We start from the raw sequence: 16,773 nt of genomic DNA, 5'->3' as shown, positions 1-16,773 counted from the left end.
AGGAGCTGGGATTTGTTTTGAAGAAGGAGAAAATCAGGAACAAGTCAAATATCAAGCGGCTCATCATGAGTTGGTAGCTTCAGCCCTCGCGACTAAGATTGCCCACGAAATTGACCCAGAAAACAAGGTCGGATGTATGTTGGCAGCAGGGCAATACTATCCAAATACTGCCCATCCGAGAGACTACTGGGCGGCCATGGAGGAAGACCGTAAGAGTTACTTTTTCATTGATGTTCAAGCGCGTGGAGAATACCCAAACTATGCCAAGAAGCAGTGGGAGCGTGAGGGGATCGAGATTGAAATGACCGCAGAGGATTTGGACTTGTTGAAGAACTACACTGTTGACTTTGTTTCTTTCTCGTACTATGCGAGTCGTGTAGCTTCAGGAGATCCGACTGTCACTGAAAAAACAGCAGGGAACATCTTTGCCTCTATCAAAAATCCTTATCTAGAATCCTCAGAGTGGGGTTGGCAGATTGACCCACTGGGACTTCGTATCACCCTCAATGCCATCTGGGATCGTTATCAAAAACCTATGTTCATCGTAGAAAATGGGCTCGGTGCTATTGACGCGCCAGATGAAAACGGCTATGTGAAAGATGACTATCGAATTGCTTACTTAGAGGCTCATATCAAAGCCATGCGAGATGCTATTCACCAAGACGGTGTTGACTTGCTTGGTTACACGACTTGGGGCTGTATCGATTTGGTTTCAGCTGGAACAGGCGAGATGAACAAGCGCTATGGTTTTATCTATGTAGACCGAGATAATGCAGGAAATGGAAGCCTCAATCGTTCCAAGAAGAAATCTTTCTACTGGTATAAGGAAGTTATTGCCAGCAATGGCGCTTCGGTGAAATAAAGCACATTTATTCACTATTTTTACAAAATCCTCTCCCAACTATACAAGATGTGAAAAAAGAGTTCAGTTGGAACTCTTTTTTTGCTATAATGAAACTAGAAAAATGAAAGAGGGAAAGCAGATGGCAGAACCATTATTTTTACAATCAGTCATGCAAGAAAAAATCTGGGGAGGCACCAAACTAAGGGATGAGTTTGGTTATGACATTCCCAATGAAAAAATCGGCGAGTACTGGGCCATTTCAGCCCATCCTAATGGCGTCTCAAAGGTCGCCAATGGTCGCTTTGAGGGGACAGACCTAGCAACCTTGTATGCAGAACACCGTGAATTGTTTGGCAACCGTCCAGAGCCAGTATTTCCGCTCTTGACAAAGATTCTTGATGCCAACGACTGGCTCAGCGTCCAAGTTCACCCAGACGATGCCTATGGACTAGAGCATGAGGGCGAACTCGGAAAAACAGAGTGCTGGTACATCATCGCTGCGGATGAAGGTTCAGAGATTATCTATGGACATAACGCTCAGTCAAAAGAAGAACTTCGTCAGCAAATTGAGGATAAAAACTGGGATGCTTTATTGACAAAAGTCCCTGTCAAGGCGGGAGATTTCTTCTATGTTCCAAGTGGCACCATGCACGCTATCGGGGCGGGCATCTTGATCCTTGAAACCCAGCAGTCTAGCGATACCACCTACCGGGTCTACGACTTTGACCGTAAAGACGACAATGGAAATTTGCGAGAATTGCATCTTGAAAAATCCATTGATGTTTTGAACATTGGAGAGCCTGCAAATAGCCGTCCTGTAACTGTCAAAGCTGATGATTTGCGTTCAACTCTCCTTGTCTCTAATGATTTCTTCGCAGTCTACAAGTGGGAAATCACAGGAAAAGTTTCTTTTGAAAAGACAGCTGATTACAGTCTCTACAGTGTGCTTGCAGGCCAAGGGAGCCTCACCGTAGATGATAAAGCTTATCCAATCCAAAAAGGTAGCCACTTTATCCTCCCAAGTGATGTTGAAGCTTGGACCCTGGAAGGACAAGGTTTGGAGCTAATTGTTAGCCATCCATAAGACCAAACTAGCAGGAAGCCCTCCTGCTGGTTTTTCTTGTGCTTCGTTTTTGAGAAAACTATTCAAAAACTCTTGACTCTGCCCTAAGGGGAGGGTATATACTATCCATGCAAGGAGGAAACCATGTATCATATCAAAGAAGCTGCGCAGCTATCGGGGGTCTCCGTTAAGATCTTACACCATTACGATAAGATAGGGCTGTTGGTTCCTTTAAAGTCAGAAAATGGCTATCGAATCTATCATCAAGCGGATTTGGAACGACTTCAGGTCATTCTTTATTACAAATATCTAGGATTTTCATTAGAGAAAATAGCAGAGCTCTTGAAGGGAGAAAAGACAGACTTGTTGCTTCATTTGACTAGACAACTTGACTATCTGACTCAGGAAAGAGACCATCTAGATAGCTTGATTTCTACCTTGCAAAAAACGATCCAAGCACAAAAAGGAGAAAGAATCATGACCATACAAGAAAAATTCACAGGATTTCATTACCAAGACCAACAAAACTACCAGCAAGAAGCAGTAGAGAAGTATGGGCAAGCAGTCATGGATGAAGCTCAAAAACGCCAAAAAGGTCGTGAAGACGAGGCCACAGCCGCCTTCAACCAAGTTTTTCAAGCATTGGTTCAAAACCTTAAAAATGGACTAGCTGCAACAGCGGCCAAAAACCAAGAAGAAGCAGCCAAACTCTTGCAAGCTATTCGTACTTATGGATTTGACTGCTCTATTGAGGTATTCGGTCATATCGGTAAAGGCTATGTCTACAACCCAGAGTTCAAGGAAGATATTGACAAATTTGATCCAGACGTAGCCCCAAACGCATCAGATGTGATTGCCCACTATGTTCAAATTTAAAGTTTTTGCATAGACAACTCTTAATGATCAGTTCGCCTTGATAAAATCAGTAAAAAAAGATATGATAGTAGGAGAAAAATGAGGTTAAGAGTGATGGACAAAAGTAGAATTAAAACAGAAACACAGCAGGTAATTGAAGATGTTTTGGAAAAGGCTGGATTGCGTGAAGGAAGCCTCTTTGTCCTAGGTTTATCCTCTAGCGAAGTTTTAGGCGGCCATATTGGCAGGGATTCCAGTCAGGAGATTGGTGAAGTTATCATTGAAACCCTTTTGGAAAGGCTCACCGCTCGGGGAATCCACCTAGCTGTTCAAGGCTGTGAACATGTCAATCGGGCTCTTGTTGTTGAACGGCAAGTGGCAGAACAGTTTGGCATGGAAATCGTCAGTGTCCTTCCCACTCTCCATGCGGGAGGTTCGGGGCAATTGGCTGCCTTTAAGTTCATGAAAGACCCTGTTGAGGTGGAGTTTATCAGTGCTGACGCAGGGATTGATATCGGAGATACTGCAATTGGTATGCATATCAAGCATGTGCAGGTTCCGATTCGTCCTATGCTACGTGAGATTGGGCATGCCCATGTAACGGCACTAGCTAGTCGTCCAAAATTAATAGGAGGTGCGCGTGCGCACTATCCTGAAGACTTCATAAGAAAGTCATAAGTGGGCTGAAAGTTATCGTAAATTAGAGATGTTTCAAGTATGTAGAGGTATAAGGTTGGAAAATTGTGTTTATATCGTTTCAGGGCCCCCAGGCGTTGGAAAGAGCACTGTCAGCAAAGAGTTGGCCTATTCTTTTGACAAAAGTGCAGTTATAGAGGGCGACATGATTTACTTAATGATTAAAGGAGGTCTCGTAGCTCCTTGGGAGGATGATGGATTTTACATGGATTTATTCTGGGATAATATCATCAGTCTGACCAATAATTTCTTGGATCGTGGCATTACTGTTGTGATAGAGTATGTCATATTTGAAGAGCAACTGAAGAAAATTGCAGCCTTCTTAAAAGAAAAACGAATTAAGCTAAAATATTGTATCCTAATGGCTCAAGAAGAAACCTTGAAAGATAGGGACTCTTCTCGAAAAGAAATTGAGAGAACAGGCGATTTATCAATCCAAGCAAGAAATGAGTTTCTAGCTAAAAATAGTGAGAAACATCATTTTCTATTCACGGATGATTTAGATGTCAAGGAAACGGTAAACATCATTAAAACTTCAAATAAATTTTTAATTTCTGAACAGTAAAAGACAGAGAGAGTAAGGGTATAGAAACCAAGACTCTCCCTGTTTTTTTGTTGAATTTTTGTGTAAAGTGCTCCAAATAAGACCAGTTTTTACAAGAAGAAGGGGTGCTATCTGATGGAGAATTGCCAAAAGTAGAAAAAAGCAACATAGAGATTTTTTTCGTTATAGAAATCAGTAAACAAAGCTGGATTTAGCTGTTCTAGGTCGGCTTTTTTGTGCTATACTTAAGGTATGCATAGAAAAACAGTGATTGATTTTAGGGCTTTGGGGGAGAGATACACCTTCACTCAGCCTATCAAAGAGTTAAAAACGAGAGATTTAGCAGAAGTGGCGGACTTACTAGCACAGGTGGAAAGCTACCAAGAGCAGGGCTATTATGTAGTGGGCTATGTCAGCTACGAGGCTGCACCTGCTTTTGAAGAGAAACTAGCAGTTCACAAGGCACCTTTACTGGCAGAGTATCTGCTATATTTTACAGTTCATGATAGGGTGGAGACCTCCCCTATTCCTCTGACTTATGATGAGGTTGATTTGCCTGCAAATTGGCAGGAAGTGACGTCTGCAGAGGACTATGAAAAGGCTATTGCTCAGATTCACCATCATTTGCGGCAGGGGGACACCTACCAGGTCAACTATACTGTCCAACTAAAGCAGGACTTAAGTGCCAATCCTTTTGCTATCTACAATCGTATGGTGGTAGAGCAGGAGGCGGGCTACAATGCTTATGTGGAACATGACGAGATGGCAGTGATTTCCATGAGTCCAGAGCTCTTTTTTGAGCAAAACGACCGGGAATTAACGACTCGCCCGATGAAGGGAACGACTCAGCGCGGGTTGACTGACCAAGAAGACCTTGCCCAAGCTAGCTGGCTAGAACAGGATCCTAAAAATCGCTCTGAAAATATGATGATTGTGGATCTCTTGCGCAATGATATGAACCGTATTTCTGAAGTTGGAAGTGAGCATGTGGAGCGTCTGTGTCAAGTGGAGCAGTATTCAACCGTTTGGCAGATGACTTCAACCATCAAGAGTCAGTTGCGACCGGATGTGGACCTAGTTGAAATCTTTCGTTCGCTCTTTCCATGTGGATCCATCACAGGAGCTCCCAAAATTGCGACCATGGAAATCATTAAGGACTTGGAGTCCCAACCACGCGGAGTCTACTGCGGAACGATTGGTCTCTTACTTCCAAATGGGCGCCGGATTTTTAACGTCGCCATTCGGACGATTCAACTGCATCAAGGAAAAGCCATCTATGGAGTTGGCGGAGGGATTACTTGGGATAGTACTTGGGAATCTGAATACCGTGAGGTTCATCAAAAAGCAGCTGTGCTTTATCGTAAACAAGCACGTTTCCAATTGATTACAACTGGGAAAATCAGCCAGAAGAGCTTACTGTTTGAAGAGCAACATCTGGAAAGACTGACAAAGGCTAGTCGGTATTTTGCCTATCCTTTTGATCCAGAAAACCTGAGACAAAAGATAGAGAAAGAGTGTCAGGCCTGCGATTCCCACCAGGACTACCGTTTGCGAATCATCCTCAGCAAATCTGGAGAGATAGAACTCAGTCGCCAAATCTTAACCCCCCTCAGTCCAAGTTTCTGCAAAGCCAAACCTTGTCTGCAAGAAGCAGATTTGAATCAAGTATTTACCTACTTTAAAACAACTCATAGACCACATTTAAATCTAGGGAAACAGGAAATCATTTACCATAATGCAGCAGGAGAACTGCTTGAGACCTCTATTGGGAATCTAGTTCTAAAAGTCGCTGGAAAACTCTACACACCACCTATCAGGCTTGGGACTCTGCCAGGAATCTACCGTCAATATTTGCTGGAAACAGGACAGGTAGAAGAGAGAGTCTTGACCTTGAAAAATCTGGCTCAAGCAGAAGCTGTCTATGGCTGTAACGCGGTTAGAGGTTTGTATGAGTTGACAATTAAATATGAAGAAGTAGTGATTTAGAAAATGAAGAATCAAAATTAAAACTAAAGTTGAGCAAACCTTTGCATCGGTCACTATATTTTGATATACTATATCTGTAAGCATTTTCAATTAAAAGGAGAAGACGATGAGTCAAAAAATTATTGGGATTGACCTTGGTGGAACATCTATCAAGTTTGCAATTTTAACTCAAGAGGGAGAAATCCAAGAAAAATGGTCTATTAAGACCAATATTTTGGATGAGGGAAGCCATATCGTAGATGATATGATTGAGTCTATTCAGCATCGTTTGGACTTGCTTGGATTGTCAGCTACGGACTTCCGAGGCATTGGGATGGGATCACCTGGTGTGGTTGACCGTGAAAAAGGGACTGTTATCGGTGCCTACAACCTAAACTGGAAAACCCTTCAACCGATTAAAGAAAAGATTGAAAAAGCCTTGGGTATTCCGTTCTTCATCGATAATGATGCAAACGTAGCTGCTCTTGGTGAGCGCTGGTTGGGTGCTGGAGAGAACCAACCAGACGTTGTCTTTATGACCCTCGGTACTGGTGTTGGTGGCGGTATCGTGGCAGAAGGCAAATTGCTTCACGGGGTTGCTGGTGCTGCTGGTGAGCTTGGTCACATCACTGTTGACTTTGACCAACCAATCGCATGTACCTGTGGTAAGAAAGGTTGCCTTGAGACAGTTGCCTCTGCGACTGGGATCGTCAATTTGACCCGTCGCTATGCTGATGAGTATGCTGGTGATTCTCAACTAAAAAAACTGATTGACAACGGCGAAGAAGTAACAGCTAAAACTGTCTTTGACCTTGCAAAAGAAGGGGATGACTTAGCGCTCATTGTCTATCGTAATTTTTCACGATATTTAGGAATTGCCTGTGCCAATATCGGATGTATGCTAAATCCTTCAGCTATTGTTATCGGCGGTGGGGTGTCTGCTGCAGGGGAATTTCTTTTGCAGGCTGTCCAAAAGGTATATGATGAGAATACTTTCCCGCAAGTCCGTACCACGACAAAATTAGCTCTTGCAACTTTAGGAAATGACGCTGGAGTTATCGGAGCAGCATCGCTTGTATTGCAATAAGATAATAAAAGGGGAAAAACACTAACTTGAAGCGAGTGATTTTCCTCCTTTCTTTTTTTATGCTATACTAGTTAAGACAATAAATGAGGTGAGAGTAAATGACAAAAGCAGATACGATTTTTAAAGAAAATATTGAACGAATCCTCAGAGACGGTGTCTTTTCTGAGCAGGCACGTCCCAAGTACAAGGATGGGACTGTTGCCAACTCCAAGTACGTAACGGGTGCCTTTGCCGAGTATGACTTGGCTAAGGGGGAATTTCCCATCACAACCTTGCGTCCCATTGCGATCAAATCTGCCATCAAGGAAGTACTCTGGATCTACCAAGATCAGTCTAATAGCCTAGAAGTGCTAAATAGCAAGTACAATGTCCACTACTGGAATGACTGGGAAGTGGGAGATACGGGAACTATTGGTGAGCGCTATGGGGCAGTCGTTAAGAAACACGATATCATCAACAAGATTCTCAAGCAGTTGGAAGTCAATCCTTGGAATCGTCGTAATATCATCTCACTCTGGGATTACCAAGCATTTGAGGAGACAGACGGCCTCCTTCCATGCGCTTTTCAGACCATGTTTGATGTCCGTCGTGTTGATGGGGAAATTTATCTAGATGCGACTTTGACACAGCGTTCTAATGATATGCTGGTGGCCCACCACATTAACGCCATGCAGTACGTAGCCTTGCAGATGATGATTGCCAAGCATTTCGGCTGGAAGGTTGGGAAGTTTTTCTATTTTATCAACAACCTTCATATCTATGATAATCAGTTTGAACAAGCAGAGGAATTGCTCCGCCGTGAGCCGTCAAACTGCCAACCACGCTTGGTTTTAAATGTTCCTGATGGGACCAATTTCTTTGATATCAAAGCGGAAGACTTTGAGTTGGTTGACTATGATCCAGTTAAGTCGCAGCTGAAATTTGATTTGGCTATTTAAGAAAATAAAAAAGAAGTTGAGATTTCTCAACTTCTTTTGTTGCTTAATGTGATACGCGACGGCGAGCCGCTTTTTTGCGGTTTTCTTCGATGAAAGCTGCTTTTTGCTCTTCTGGCTCAATCACTTTCTTTTTAATTGCGTATACTGCACCTGCAACGGCAGCGACAGTTCCTGCGACACCTGTTACAAGACCTTTAGCGAATCCTTTAGCCATGAGTCTTCCTCCTTTATCTTCCCGAACAGTCAGGCTCCTCAAGTGGTAGCATTTTTCTGACTGACCTTTTTGTGATATAATAATAGTAACGAAAAAATGGGAATTTTTCAAGGAAAAAAGATGAAAACAAAAATAATTGTGATTGTTGGACCGACTGCTGTTGGGAAGACAGCCCTTGCTATTGAAGTAGCCAAGCGCTTTGGTGGAGAGGTGGTCAGCGGTGACAGTCAGCAAGTTTATAGAGGGTTAGATATTGGGACGGCCAAGGCTAGCCCGGAGGAGCAAGCTGTTGTTCCTCATCATTTGATTGATGCCAGAGAGGTGACCGAGTCTTACTCGGCTTTTGATTTTGTTTCAGAAGCTAAGAAGGCTATTGAGGATATTCATAATCGTGGTAAGCTAGCGATTATCGCTGGTGGTACAGGGCTTTATATTCAGAGCTTGTTAGAAGGTTATCATTTGGGAGGGGACACCCCTCATGAGGAGATTCTAGCTTATCGGGCTAGTTTGGAGCCTTATACAGATGAGGAATTAGCCCATCTTGTGGAGCAAGCAGGTCTTGAAATTCCCCAGTTTAACCGTCGTCGTGCTATGCGTGCCTTGGAGATTACCCATTTTGGTCAGGATTTGGAAAATCAAGAGACCTCGTATGAACCTCTGATTATCTGTTTGGATGATGAGCGTAGTCAGCTTTATGAGCGTATCAATCGCCGAGTAGATCTGATGTTTGAGGCTGGTCTTTTGGATGAGGCTAAGTGGCTCTTTGACCATTATCCAGATGTGCAAGCAGCCAAAGGCATTGGCTACAAGGAACTCTTTCCTTATTTCCGTGGAGAGCAGACTTTAGAGGAAGCTAGTGAGACTCTCAAACAGGCGACTCGACGTTTTGCCAAGCGTCAGCTGACCTGGTTTCGTAATCGCATGCAGGTCACCTTTTATCATAGAGGAGAGCCTGACGTACAGGACCGCATTTTAAGCCAGATTGAGGAGTTTTTAGATGATTGAAACGGAGAAAAAAGAGGAACGTGTTCTGCTCATCGGTGTGGAATTGCAGGGCATGGAGAATTTTGACCTCTCCATGGAAGAATTGGCCAGTCTAGCCAAGACAGCTGGGGCAGTCGTTGTAGATAGCTACAGGCAAAAACGTGAAAAGTATGACTCCAAGACCTTTGTCGGCTCTGGTAAGTTGGAAGAGATTGCACTCATGGTGGATGCAGAAGAAATTACTACTGTCATTGTCAATAATCGCCTGACTCCACGGCAAAATATCAATCTAGAAGAAGTTCTGGGTGTCAAGGTGCTTGACCGTATGCAGTTGATTTTGGATATCTTTGCTATGCGGGCTCGAAGCCATGAAGGAAAACTCCAAGTCCACCTAGCCCAGCTCAAATATCTCTTGCCCCGCTTGGTTGGTCAGGGAATTATGCTCAGTCGTCAAGCAGGGGGAATTGGTTCCCGTGGACCTGGTGAAAGCCAGCTGGAACTGAACCGTCGTAGTGTTCGTAATCAAATCACAGATATTGAGCGCCAGCTCAAGGTGGTTGAGAAAAATCGGGCGACAGTTCGAGAAAAACGTCTGGAGTCAGGCACCTTCAAGATTGGTTTGATTGGCTACACCAATGCTGGGAAATCAACCATCATGAACACCTTGACCAGTAAGCCCCAGTATGAGGCTGATGAGTTGTTTGCGACTCTGGATGCGACGACCAAGAGTATCCATTTGGGAGGCAATCTACAGGTGACTTTAACGGATACTGTTGGATTTATTCAAGACTTGCCAACAGAATTGGTGTCCAGTTTCAAGTCAACCTTAGAAGAAAGCAAGCATGTGGATCTTCTGGTTCATGTCATCGATGCCAGCAATCCTTATCACGAGGAGCATGAAAAAACGGTTCTGTCTATCATGAAAGACTTGGATATGGAGGATATTCCCCGCCTGACCCTTTATAATAAAGCGGATTTGGTGGAGGATTTCACGCCTACCCAAACGCCCTATGCCCTCATTTCTGCCAAGTCTGAGGATAGTCGTGAGAACTTGCAAGCATTGTTTTTGGAGAAGATCAAGGAGATTTTTGAAGTCTTTACCCTGCGCGTTCCTTTTTCTAAGTCCTACAAGATTCATGATTTGGAAAGTGTAGCGATTTTGGAGGATCGTGACTACCAAGATGATGGAGAAGTCATTACAGGCTACATTTCCGAGAAAAATAAATGGAGGTTAGAGGAATTTTATGACTGATATAAAAACGTTGGCTCTAAAATATGGGGGCTATACAAGTCTGGATAAGGTCTATCTGGATCAGCTTCTAGCTGGCAAAACAGAGCAGGAGCAGTTAGCTCTCATCACACCTCCGCCGAGTGTAGTCAATGCTTACTTTGCTGAACTCTACCAGAAAAAGAGTCCTCAAGCTGCGACGGATTATTTTTCAGAACTCAGTCATGAACTGAACCTCTACAATGCTGAGCCAAGTTTCACCTTTGAAAATAAGCCTTTTATTCGTCTTAATTTATCTGGTAAATCCTTTGGTTTTTGCTATGAGAGTAAGGACCTAGGTCGAATCTTCTCTGAAAATGAAGAGAAAATCTCGGATGACTTGCTTTTTGAGATTGCACAAATTTTCCCCCATCAGCTAATCTTTGAGGAGTCTGGAAAGATTTACATGAAGGATGCCGGAGACGAAGAAGTTGTTAGTGTGGAAAGTCTCACAGCTTTGACTGATTTGGAAAGCTTGGCTGATGGTCGTAAACGTCTCAAAGGCTACAGCCAAGAGGATTTATTACAAGAAGCTGTTGCTTTTTCTGGTAAACGTTATTTCCGATCGGAAAATTGCACAGCCATGTTATATATTGATTAATTAGAAAGTATCGAATGGATATTCAATTTTTAGGAACGGGGGCTGGTCAGCCCTCTAAAGCTCGCAACGTCTCAAGTCTCACCCTGAAACTTTTGGATGAGATTAACGAAGTTTGGCTCTTTGACTGTGGAGAAGGAACGCAAAATCGTATTCTGGAAACCACGATCCGACCACGGAAGGTCAGCAAAATCTTTATCACTCACTTGCATGGAGACCACATCTTTGGTTTGCCAGGATTCCTTTCTAGTCGTGCCTTTCAAGCCAATGAAGAGCAAACAGATTTGGACATTTATGGACCTCAAGGGATCAAGTCATTTGTCTTAACCAGCCTTCGTGTGTCCGGTTCTCGCCTGCCTTACCGCATTCATTTTCATGAGTTTGACCAAGATTCTCTAGGGAAAATCCTTGAGACTGATAAATTCACTGTGTATGCAGAGGAGCTGGACCACACTATTTTTTGTGTTGGCTATCGTGTCATGCAAAAGGACCTAGAAGGTACCTTGGATGCTGAAAAACTCAAGGCTGCTGGTGTTCCATTTGGCCCGCTTTTTGGAAAAATCAAAAACGGTCAGGACGTTGTTCTCGAAGATGGGACTGAAATTAAGGCAGCAGACTACATCTCAGCACCACGTCCAGGTAAGATTATCACCATTCTTGGTGACACCCGAAAAACCAATGCCAGTGTGCGCCTAGCTGTCAATGCAGATGTTCTTGTCCATGAGTCGACTTATGGAAAGGGAGATGAAAAAATTGCTCGCAATCACGGTCACTCAACCAATATGCAGGCAGCGCAAGTAGCGGCAGAAGCAGGAGCTAAACGCCTCTTGCTCAATCATATCAGCGCCCGTTTCCTTTCAAAAGATATCAGCCAGCTCAAGAAAGATGCGGCCACTGTTTTTGAAAATGTCCATGTAGTCAAAGACTTGGAAGAAGTGGAAATCTAAAAGATTGAGAAAGGATAAATATGTCTACAATTCTCATTACAGGTGCTAGCGGTGGCTTAGCCCAAGAAATGGTCAAACTCTTGCCAAATGACCAACTCATCTTACTAGGTAGAAACAAGGAAAAACTAGCACAACTTTATGGAAATCATCCCCATGTAGAATTGATTGAAATCGATATTACTGATGACTCGGCTCTAGAAGATCTGGTAGCTGACCTCTATCTCCGTTATGGTAAAATTGATGTCTTAATCAACAATGCTGGCTATGGGATTTTTGAGGAATTTGACCAGATTTCTGATCAAGATATTCACCAGATGTTTAAGGTCAATACCTTTGCTCTGATGAATCTGTCTCGTCGTCTTGGAGCTCGCATGAAGGAGAGGGGAAAAGGCCATATCATCAATATCGTCAGTATGGCAGGTTTGGTAGCGACTAGCAAGTCCAGTCTCTATTCAGCGACAAAGTTTGCGGCTATTGGTTTTTCAAATGCTTTGCGCCTCGAACTTATGCCCTGTGGAGTCTATGTGACGACAGTTAATCCAGGACCGATTCGTACTGCCTTTTTCGACCAGGCAGACCCAGATGGTAGCTACCTCAAGTCGGTTGACCGTTTTCTCTTGGAACCAGATGCGGTTGCTAAAAAAATCGTCAAGACTATAGGAAAAAATAAACGAGAACTCAATCTTCCACTTTTGCTCAATTTAGCCCACAAATTTTATAGCCTCTTTCCTAAACTAGCTGATAAGTTGGCAGGGGGAGTCTTTAATTATAAGTAAAAGGAGTTCCTTACAAAGGGAACTTTTTATCATGTTTTACTGAATGTCAAAAATTGTTTGTTTTTGTTCTAAAACTACATTTATATTTCTAAAATTTCTACAAATTTTAGAAAAAACAATCAAAAATATTATTTTTTGTGTTTAAGGTATTGAAATTTCCTATATTGTTTTATAAAATAAGTGTAAAAGGCTATAAAAAGTAATGTGTTTCCAAAGAAATGGAAGCGGTTACTAGAGGAGGATTTTATGGAAAAAAGCCATTGGAATCGTAAAAGAGTCTACAGCATTCGTAAGTTTGCCGTAGGAGCTTGCTCTGTCATGATTGGAACCTGTGCGGTTCTATTTGGAGGAAGTGTTATTGGAGAATCACCAGTTTTCGCGGATGAAACTCCAATTACTCACACTGTGGAACAAGCAAAAGAGGAAAGTCCGACAGTGAAGGAAAAAGAAGATCAAGCTGTAGCAGAGGACAAGGATGCTGCAAGTGTCGATCAAAGTCAAGCTGCTCCAATTGAAGCAAGCAAACCAGAGAAGAAAGAAGATGAAACTGTAGCTCCAAAAGAGGAGAAAGCATCTCTAAAACCTGAAGAAACAGCTCCAAAGGTAGAATCCCAAGCTTTAAGTCAAGAAAAGCCTGTCAAGGAAGATTTGAAAGCTGCGACAAATGAAGAAGTAAATCAAATGATTGAAGACAGAAAAGTAAATTTTAATCAAAATTGGCACTTTAAGCTCAACGCCAATTCCAAAGAAGCTGTGAAACCAGATACAGATGTATCAACATGGCAAAAATTAGATCTTCCACATGACTGGAGCATCTTTAATGATTTTGACCATGAATCACCTGCACAAAATGAAGGTGGTCAGTTAAACGGTGGTGAAGCTTGGTACCGTAAAACCTTTAAGTTAGATGAGGAAGACCTCAATAAAAATGTACGTCTAACATTTGATGGTGTTTACATGGACTCACAAGTCTATGTAAATGGTCAGTTAGTGGGACATTATCCCAATGGATATAACCAGTTCTCATATGATATCACCAAATATCTTCACAAGGATGGTCGTGAGAATGTGATCGCTGTCCATGCTGTCAACAAACAACCAAGTAGCCGTTGGTACTCAGGTAGCGGTATTTACCGTGATGTGACCTTGCAAGTGACTGATAAGGTTCATGTTGAAAAAAATGGAACAACTATTTTAACGCCAGAACTTGAGAAACAACAACACGGTAAAGTTGCAACGCATGTGACTAGCAAAATCGTGAATACAGACGACAAGGACCACGAGCTGGTGGCAGAGTATCAAATCGTTGAACGTGGTGGTCAGGCTGTAACAGGCTTAGTACGTACAGAGAGCCGTACCTTGAAAGCACATGAAGTAACTAGCCTTGATACGATTTTAGAAGTTGAAAAACCAAAACTCTGGACAGTTTTGAATGACAAACCTGCCTTGTACGAATTGATTACACGTGTTTACCGAGATGGTCAGCTAGTTGATGCTAAAAAAGACCTGTTTGGATATCGCTACTACAACTGGACTCCAAATGAAGGTTTCTCTTTAAATGGTGAACGCATTAAATTCCATGGCGTTTCCTTGCACCATGACCACGGAGCGCTTGGAGCAGAAGAAAACTATAAAGCAGAATATCGTCGTCTCAAACAAATGAAGGAAATGGGTGTCAATTCCATTCGTACAACCCACAATCCTGCTAGTGAACAAACCTTGCAAATTGCAGCAGAACTTGGTTTGCTTGTTCAGGAAGAAGCCTTTGATACTTGGTATGGAGGCAAGAAACCGTATGATTATGGTCGTTTCTTTGAAAAAGATGCCACTCATCCAGAAGCGAAAAAAGGCGAAAAATGGTCCGACTACGACCTTCGCACCATGGTTGAAAGAGGGAAAAATAACCCAGCTATCTTCATGTGGTCAATCGGAAATGAAATCGGTGAAGCAAGTGGGGATGCTCACTCACTAGCGACAGTAAAACGCTTGGTCAAGGTTGTAAAATCAATCGACACAACTCGTTATGTCACCATGGGAGCTGATAAATTCCGTTTCGGTAATGGTAGCGGTGGTCATGAGAAAATCGCCGAAGAACTAGATGCAGTTGGATTTAACTACTCTGAAGACAACTATGCCAAACTGCGTGCGAAACATCCAAACTGGTTGATTTATGGTTCTGAAACGTCTTCTGCAACTCGAACACGTGGTTCTTACTATCATCCTGAAAATCCAAGTATTTCCCATGACAACAAACCTGAACGTAACTACGAGCAGTCTGATTATGGAAATGACCGTGTAGGTTGGGGGAAAACGGCTACTGAGTCTTGGATCTTTGACCGTGATAATGCAGGCTATGCTGGACAGTTCATCTGGACAGGTACTGACTATATCGGTGAGCCTACACCATGGCATAACCAAAACCAAACCCCAGTTAAGAGTTCTTACTTCGGTATCGTGGATACTGCCGGTATTCCTAAAAATGACTATTATCTCTACCAAAGTCAATGGGTTTCTGCCAAGAAAAAACCAATGGTTCACCTTCTTCCTCACTGGAATTGGGGAAATGAAGAACTCGCGTCTAAAGTAAAAGATGCTGATGGAAAAATTCCAGTTCGTGCTTTCTCAAATGCTGCTAGTGTCGAATTGTTCTTGAACGGACAATCTCTTGGAGTGAAGAAATTCAATAAGAAACAAACCAGCGATGGACGGACTTACCAAGAAGGTGCCAATGCTAAGGAACTCTATCTTGAGTGGAAGGTTGCGTACCAACCAGGTACTTTGGAAGCTGTAGCTCGCGATGAAGAGGGCAAGGAGATTGCTCGCGATAAAATCACCACTGCGGGTCAGCCGGCAGGAGTTCGTCTCATCAAGGAAGAGCACGCCATCGCAGCAGATGGAAAAGACCTGACTTACATCTACTACGAAATAGTAGACAGCCAAGGAAATGTGGTACCAACTGCCAATAATTTGGTTCGTTTCCAATTGCATGGACAAGGTCAACTTGTCGGTGTTGATAATGGAGAACAAGCCAGCCGTGAACGCTATAAAGCACAGCCAGATGGCTCTTGGATTCGCAGAGCCTTTAACGGTAAAGGGGTTGCCATTGTTAAATCAACTGAACAAGCAGGTAAATTCACACTAACAGCTCATTCGGATCTCTTGAAATCTGGTCAAGTAACTGTCTTTACTGGTAAAAAAGAAGACCAAGAAAAGACCGTTTTAGGTACAGAGGTACCAAAAGTACGTACTGTTATCGAGAAAGAACCAAAAATGCCGAAGACAGTTGCTTTTGTCTATAGCGATGGTAGTCGTGAAAAACGTCCAGTAACATGGTCTTCAGTTGATGTGAGTCAAGCTGGAGTTGTGACAGTTAAAGGCATGGCAGACGGACGTGAGGTAGAGGCTCGTGTTGAGGTTCTAGCAATTGCGAAAGAACTACCAACTGTTAAACGTGTTGCGCCTGGAGCAGACCTGAACACTGTAAATAGATTTGTGTCAATACTTGTAACCGATGGAAGTGTTCAAGAATACGAAGTGGATAAGTGGGAGATTGCGGCGTCAGATACAGCCAAACTTTCAGTAGCAGGGGCACGTATTCAAATGACGGGTCAATTAGGAGGCGAAACCGTGCATGCTACTCTTGTAGTAGAAGAAGGAAATCCTGCAGCACCTGTAGTGCCAACTGTAACTGTTGGTGGTGAAGCCGTTACAGACCTTACTAGTCAACATCCAATGCAATACCACACACTTGCTTATAGTGCACAATTGCCAGAAGTCACAGCAAGTGCTAAAAATGCAACTGTTACAGTCCTTCAAGCAAGTGTAGCAAATGGTATGCGTGCAAGCATCTATGTTCAACCAAAAGATGGTGGTCCGCTTCAAACCTATGCAATTCAGTTCCTTGAAGAAGCACCAAAAATTGCCTATTTAAGCTTGCAAGTGGAGCAAGCTGACGGTCTCAAAGAAGACCAAACAGTCAAATTGTCGGTTCGAGC

At 43.0% G+C, this 16,773-nt stretch carries 15 protein-coding genes; 14 read left to right on the top strand and 1 reads right to left on the bottom strand.

The window, feature by feature from the left end; translation table 11 throughout:
• From SORDD16_RS11445 to SORDD16_RS00115, 8 genes are all read left to right on the top strand, one after another.
• Window positions 1-862: family 1 glycosylhydrolase (locus tag SORDD16_RS11445; RefSeq protein ID WP_241733931.1), on the top strand; the 862-nt coding region annotated here is incomplete at its 5' end.
• Between the two features lie 121 nt (window positions 863-983).
• On the top strand, window positions 984-1,928 hold the full coding sequence (manA, locus tag SORDD16_RS00145; protein WP_061452256.1) for a mannose-6-phosphate isomerase, class I: 945 nt from the start codon (window positions 984-986) through the stop codon (window positions 1,926-1,928).
• 123 nt (window positions 1,929-2,051) lie between these two features.
• Complete coding sequence (locus tag SORDD16_RS00140) at window positions 2,052-2,783, top strand: MerR family transcriptional regulator (protein WP_061451868.1); 732 nt, start codon at window positions 2,052-2,054, stop codon at window positions 2,781-2,783.
• Window positions 2,784-2,876: 93 nt separating this feature from the next.
• Window positions 2,877-3,440 (top strand): TIGR01440 family protein, encoded by a 564-nt coding sequence (locus tag SORDD16_RS00135; RefSeq protein ID WP_061451867.1) that lies wholly within the window; start codon window positions 2,877-2,879, stop codon window positions 3,438-3,440.
• 55 nt (window positions 3,441-3,495) lie between these two features.
• Window positions 3,496-4,023, top strand: a complete 528-nt coding sequence (locus tag SORDD16_RS00130; RefSeq protein ID WP_081215090.1) for an AAA family ATPase — start codon at window positions 3,496-3,498, stop codon at window positions 4,021-4,023.
• Window positions 4,024-4,254: 231 nt separating this feature from the next.
• The gene (pabB, locus tag SORDD16_RS00125; RefSeq protein WP_061451865.1) at window positions 4,255-5,988 is read left to right on the top strand and encodes an aminodeoxychorismate synthase component I; all 1,734 of its coding nucleotides are present in this window, start codon (window positions 4,255-4,257) and stop codon (window positions 5,986-5,988) included.
• 106 nt (window positions 5,989-6,094) lie between these two features.
• The gene (locus SORDD16_RS00120) at window positions 6,095-7,054 is read left to right on the top strand and encodes an ROK family glucokinase (RefSeq protein WP_061451864.1); all 960 of its coding nucleotides are present in this window, start codon (window positions 6,095-6,097) and stop codon (window positions 7,052-7,054) included.
• Window positions 7,055-7,152: 98 nt separating this feature from the next.
• On the top strand, window positions 7,153-7,992 hold the full coding sequence (locus SORDD16_RS00115; RefSeq protein ID WP_061451863.1) for a thymidylate synthase: 840 nt from the start codon (window positions 7,153-7,155) through the stop codon (window positions 7,990-7,992).
• 43 nt (window positions 7,993-8,035) lie between these two features.
• On the opposite strand, the gene SORDD16_RS00110 is transcribed toward SORDD16_RS00115, so the two are convergent.
• On the bottom strand, window positions 8,036-8,206 hold the full coding sequence (locus tag SORDD16_RS00110; protein ID WP_001051782.1) for a DUF3042 family protein: 171 nt from the start codon (window positions 8,204-8,206) through the stop codon (window positions 8,036-8,038).
• 120 nt (window positions 8,207-8,326) lie between these two features.
• Here SORDD16_RS00110 and miaA point away from each other — a divergent pair, with 120 nt between their 5' ends.
• From miaA to SORDD16_RS00080, 6 genes are all read left to right on the top strand, one after another.
• Entirely contained in the window at window positions 8,327-9,211 is an 885-nt protein-coding gene (gene miaA, locus SORDD16_RS00105) for a tRNA (adenosine(37)-N6)-dimethylallyltransferase MiaA (protein WP_061451862.1), read from the top strand.
• Window positions 9,204-10,442 (top strand): GTPase HflX, encoded by a 1,239-nt coding sequence (hflX, locus tag SORDD16_RS00100; RefSeq protein WP_061451861.1) that lies wholly within the window; start codon window positions 9,204-9,206, stop codon window positions 10,440-10,442. Before miaA ends, hflX begins: the two co-directional genes overlap by 8 nt.
• Window positions 10,435-11,058 (top strand): hypothetical protein, encoded by a 624-nt coding sequence (locus SORDD16_RS00095; protein WP_061451860.1) that lies wholly within the window; start codon window positions 10,435-10,437, stop codon window positions 11,056-11,058. The genes hflX and SORDD16_RS00095 overlap by 8 nt, the downstream gene beginning before the upstream one ends.
• A 14-nt stretch (window positions 11,059-11,072) precedes the next feature.
• Entirely contained in the window at window positions 11,073-12,002 is a 930-nt protein-coding gene (gene rnz / locus SORDD16_RS00090; RefSeq protein ID WP_061451859.1) for a ribonuclease Z, read from the top strand.
• Between the two features lie 20 nt (window positions 12,003-12,022).
• The gene (locus SORDD16_RS00085; protein ID WP_061451858.1) at window positions 12,023-12,778 is read left to right on the top strand and encodes an SDR family NAD(P)-dependent oxidoreductase; all 756 of its coding nucleotides are present in this window, start codon (window positions 12,023-12,025) and stop codon (window positions 12,776-12,778) included.
• A gap of 246 nt (window positions 12,779-13,024) precedes the next feature.
• The coding region (locus SORDD16_RS00080; protein ID WP_128973450.1) for a glycoside hydrolase family 2 TIM barrel-domain containing protein at window positions 13,025-16,773 on the top strand (3,749 nt) is incomplete at its 3' end.

This window comes from Streptococcus oralis (assembly GCF_001578945.1).
GTDB lineage: Bacteria > Bacillota > Bacilli > Lactobacillales > Streptococcaceae > Streptococcus > Streptococcus oralis_Q.
Note: the sequence above shows the minus strand (reverse complement) of the source record. Positions and strands in the feature narration are given on the sequence as shown.

Coding starts and splice junctions, on each gene's coding strand:
- SORDD16_RS00085 (WP_061451858.1), top strand. CDS start 12,023: ATGTCTACAATTCTCATTACAGGTGCTAGCGGTGGCTTAGCCCAAGAA.
- rnz (WP_061451859.1), top strand. CDS start 11,073: ATGGATATTCAATTTTTAGGAACGGGGGCTGGTCAGCCCTCTAAAGCT.
- manA (WP_061452256.1), top strand. CDS start 984: ATGGCAGAACCATTATTTTTACAATCAGTCATGCAAGAAAAAATCTGG.
- SORDD16_RS00095 (WP_061451860.1), top strand. CDS start 10,435: ATGACTGATATAAAAACGTTGGCTCTAAAATATGGGGGCTATACAAGT.
- miaA (WP_061451862.1), top strand. CDS start 8,327: ATGAAAACAAAAATAATTGTGATTGTTGGACCGACTGCTGTTGGGAAG.
- SORDD16_RS00120 (WP_061451864.1), top strand. CDS start 6,095: ATGAGTCAAAAAATTATTGGGATTGACCTTGGTGGAACATCTATCAAG.
- pabB (WP_061451865.1), top strand. CDS start 4,255: ATGCATAGAAAAACAGTGATTGATTTTAGGGCTTTGGGGGAGAGATAC.
- SORDD16_RS00140 (WP_061451868.1), top strand. CDS start 2,052: ATGTATCATATCAAAGAAGCTGCGCAGCTATCGGGGGTCTCCGTTAAG.
- SORDD16_RS00115 (WP_061451863.1), top strand. CDS start 7,153: ATGACAAAAGCAGATACGATTTTTAAAGAAAATATTGAACGAATCCTC.
- hflX (WP_061451861.1), top strand. CDS start 9,204: ATGATTGAAACGGAGAAAAAAGAGGAACGTGTTCTGCTCATCGGTGTG.
- SORDD16_RS00135 (WP_061451867.1), top strand. CDS start 2,877: ATGGACAAAAGTAGAATTAAAACAGAAACACAGCAGGTAATTGAAGAT.
- SORDD16_RS00110 (WP_001051782.1), bottom strand. CDS start 8,206: ATGGCTAAAGGATTCGCTAAAGGTCTTGTAACAGGTGTCGCAGGAACT.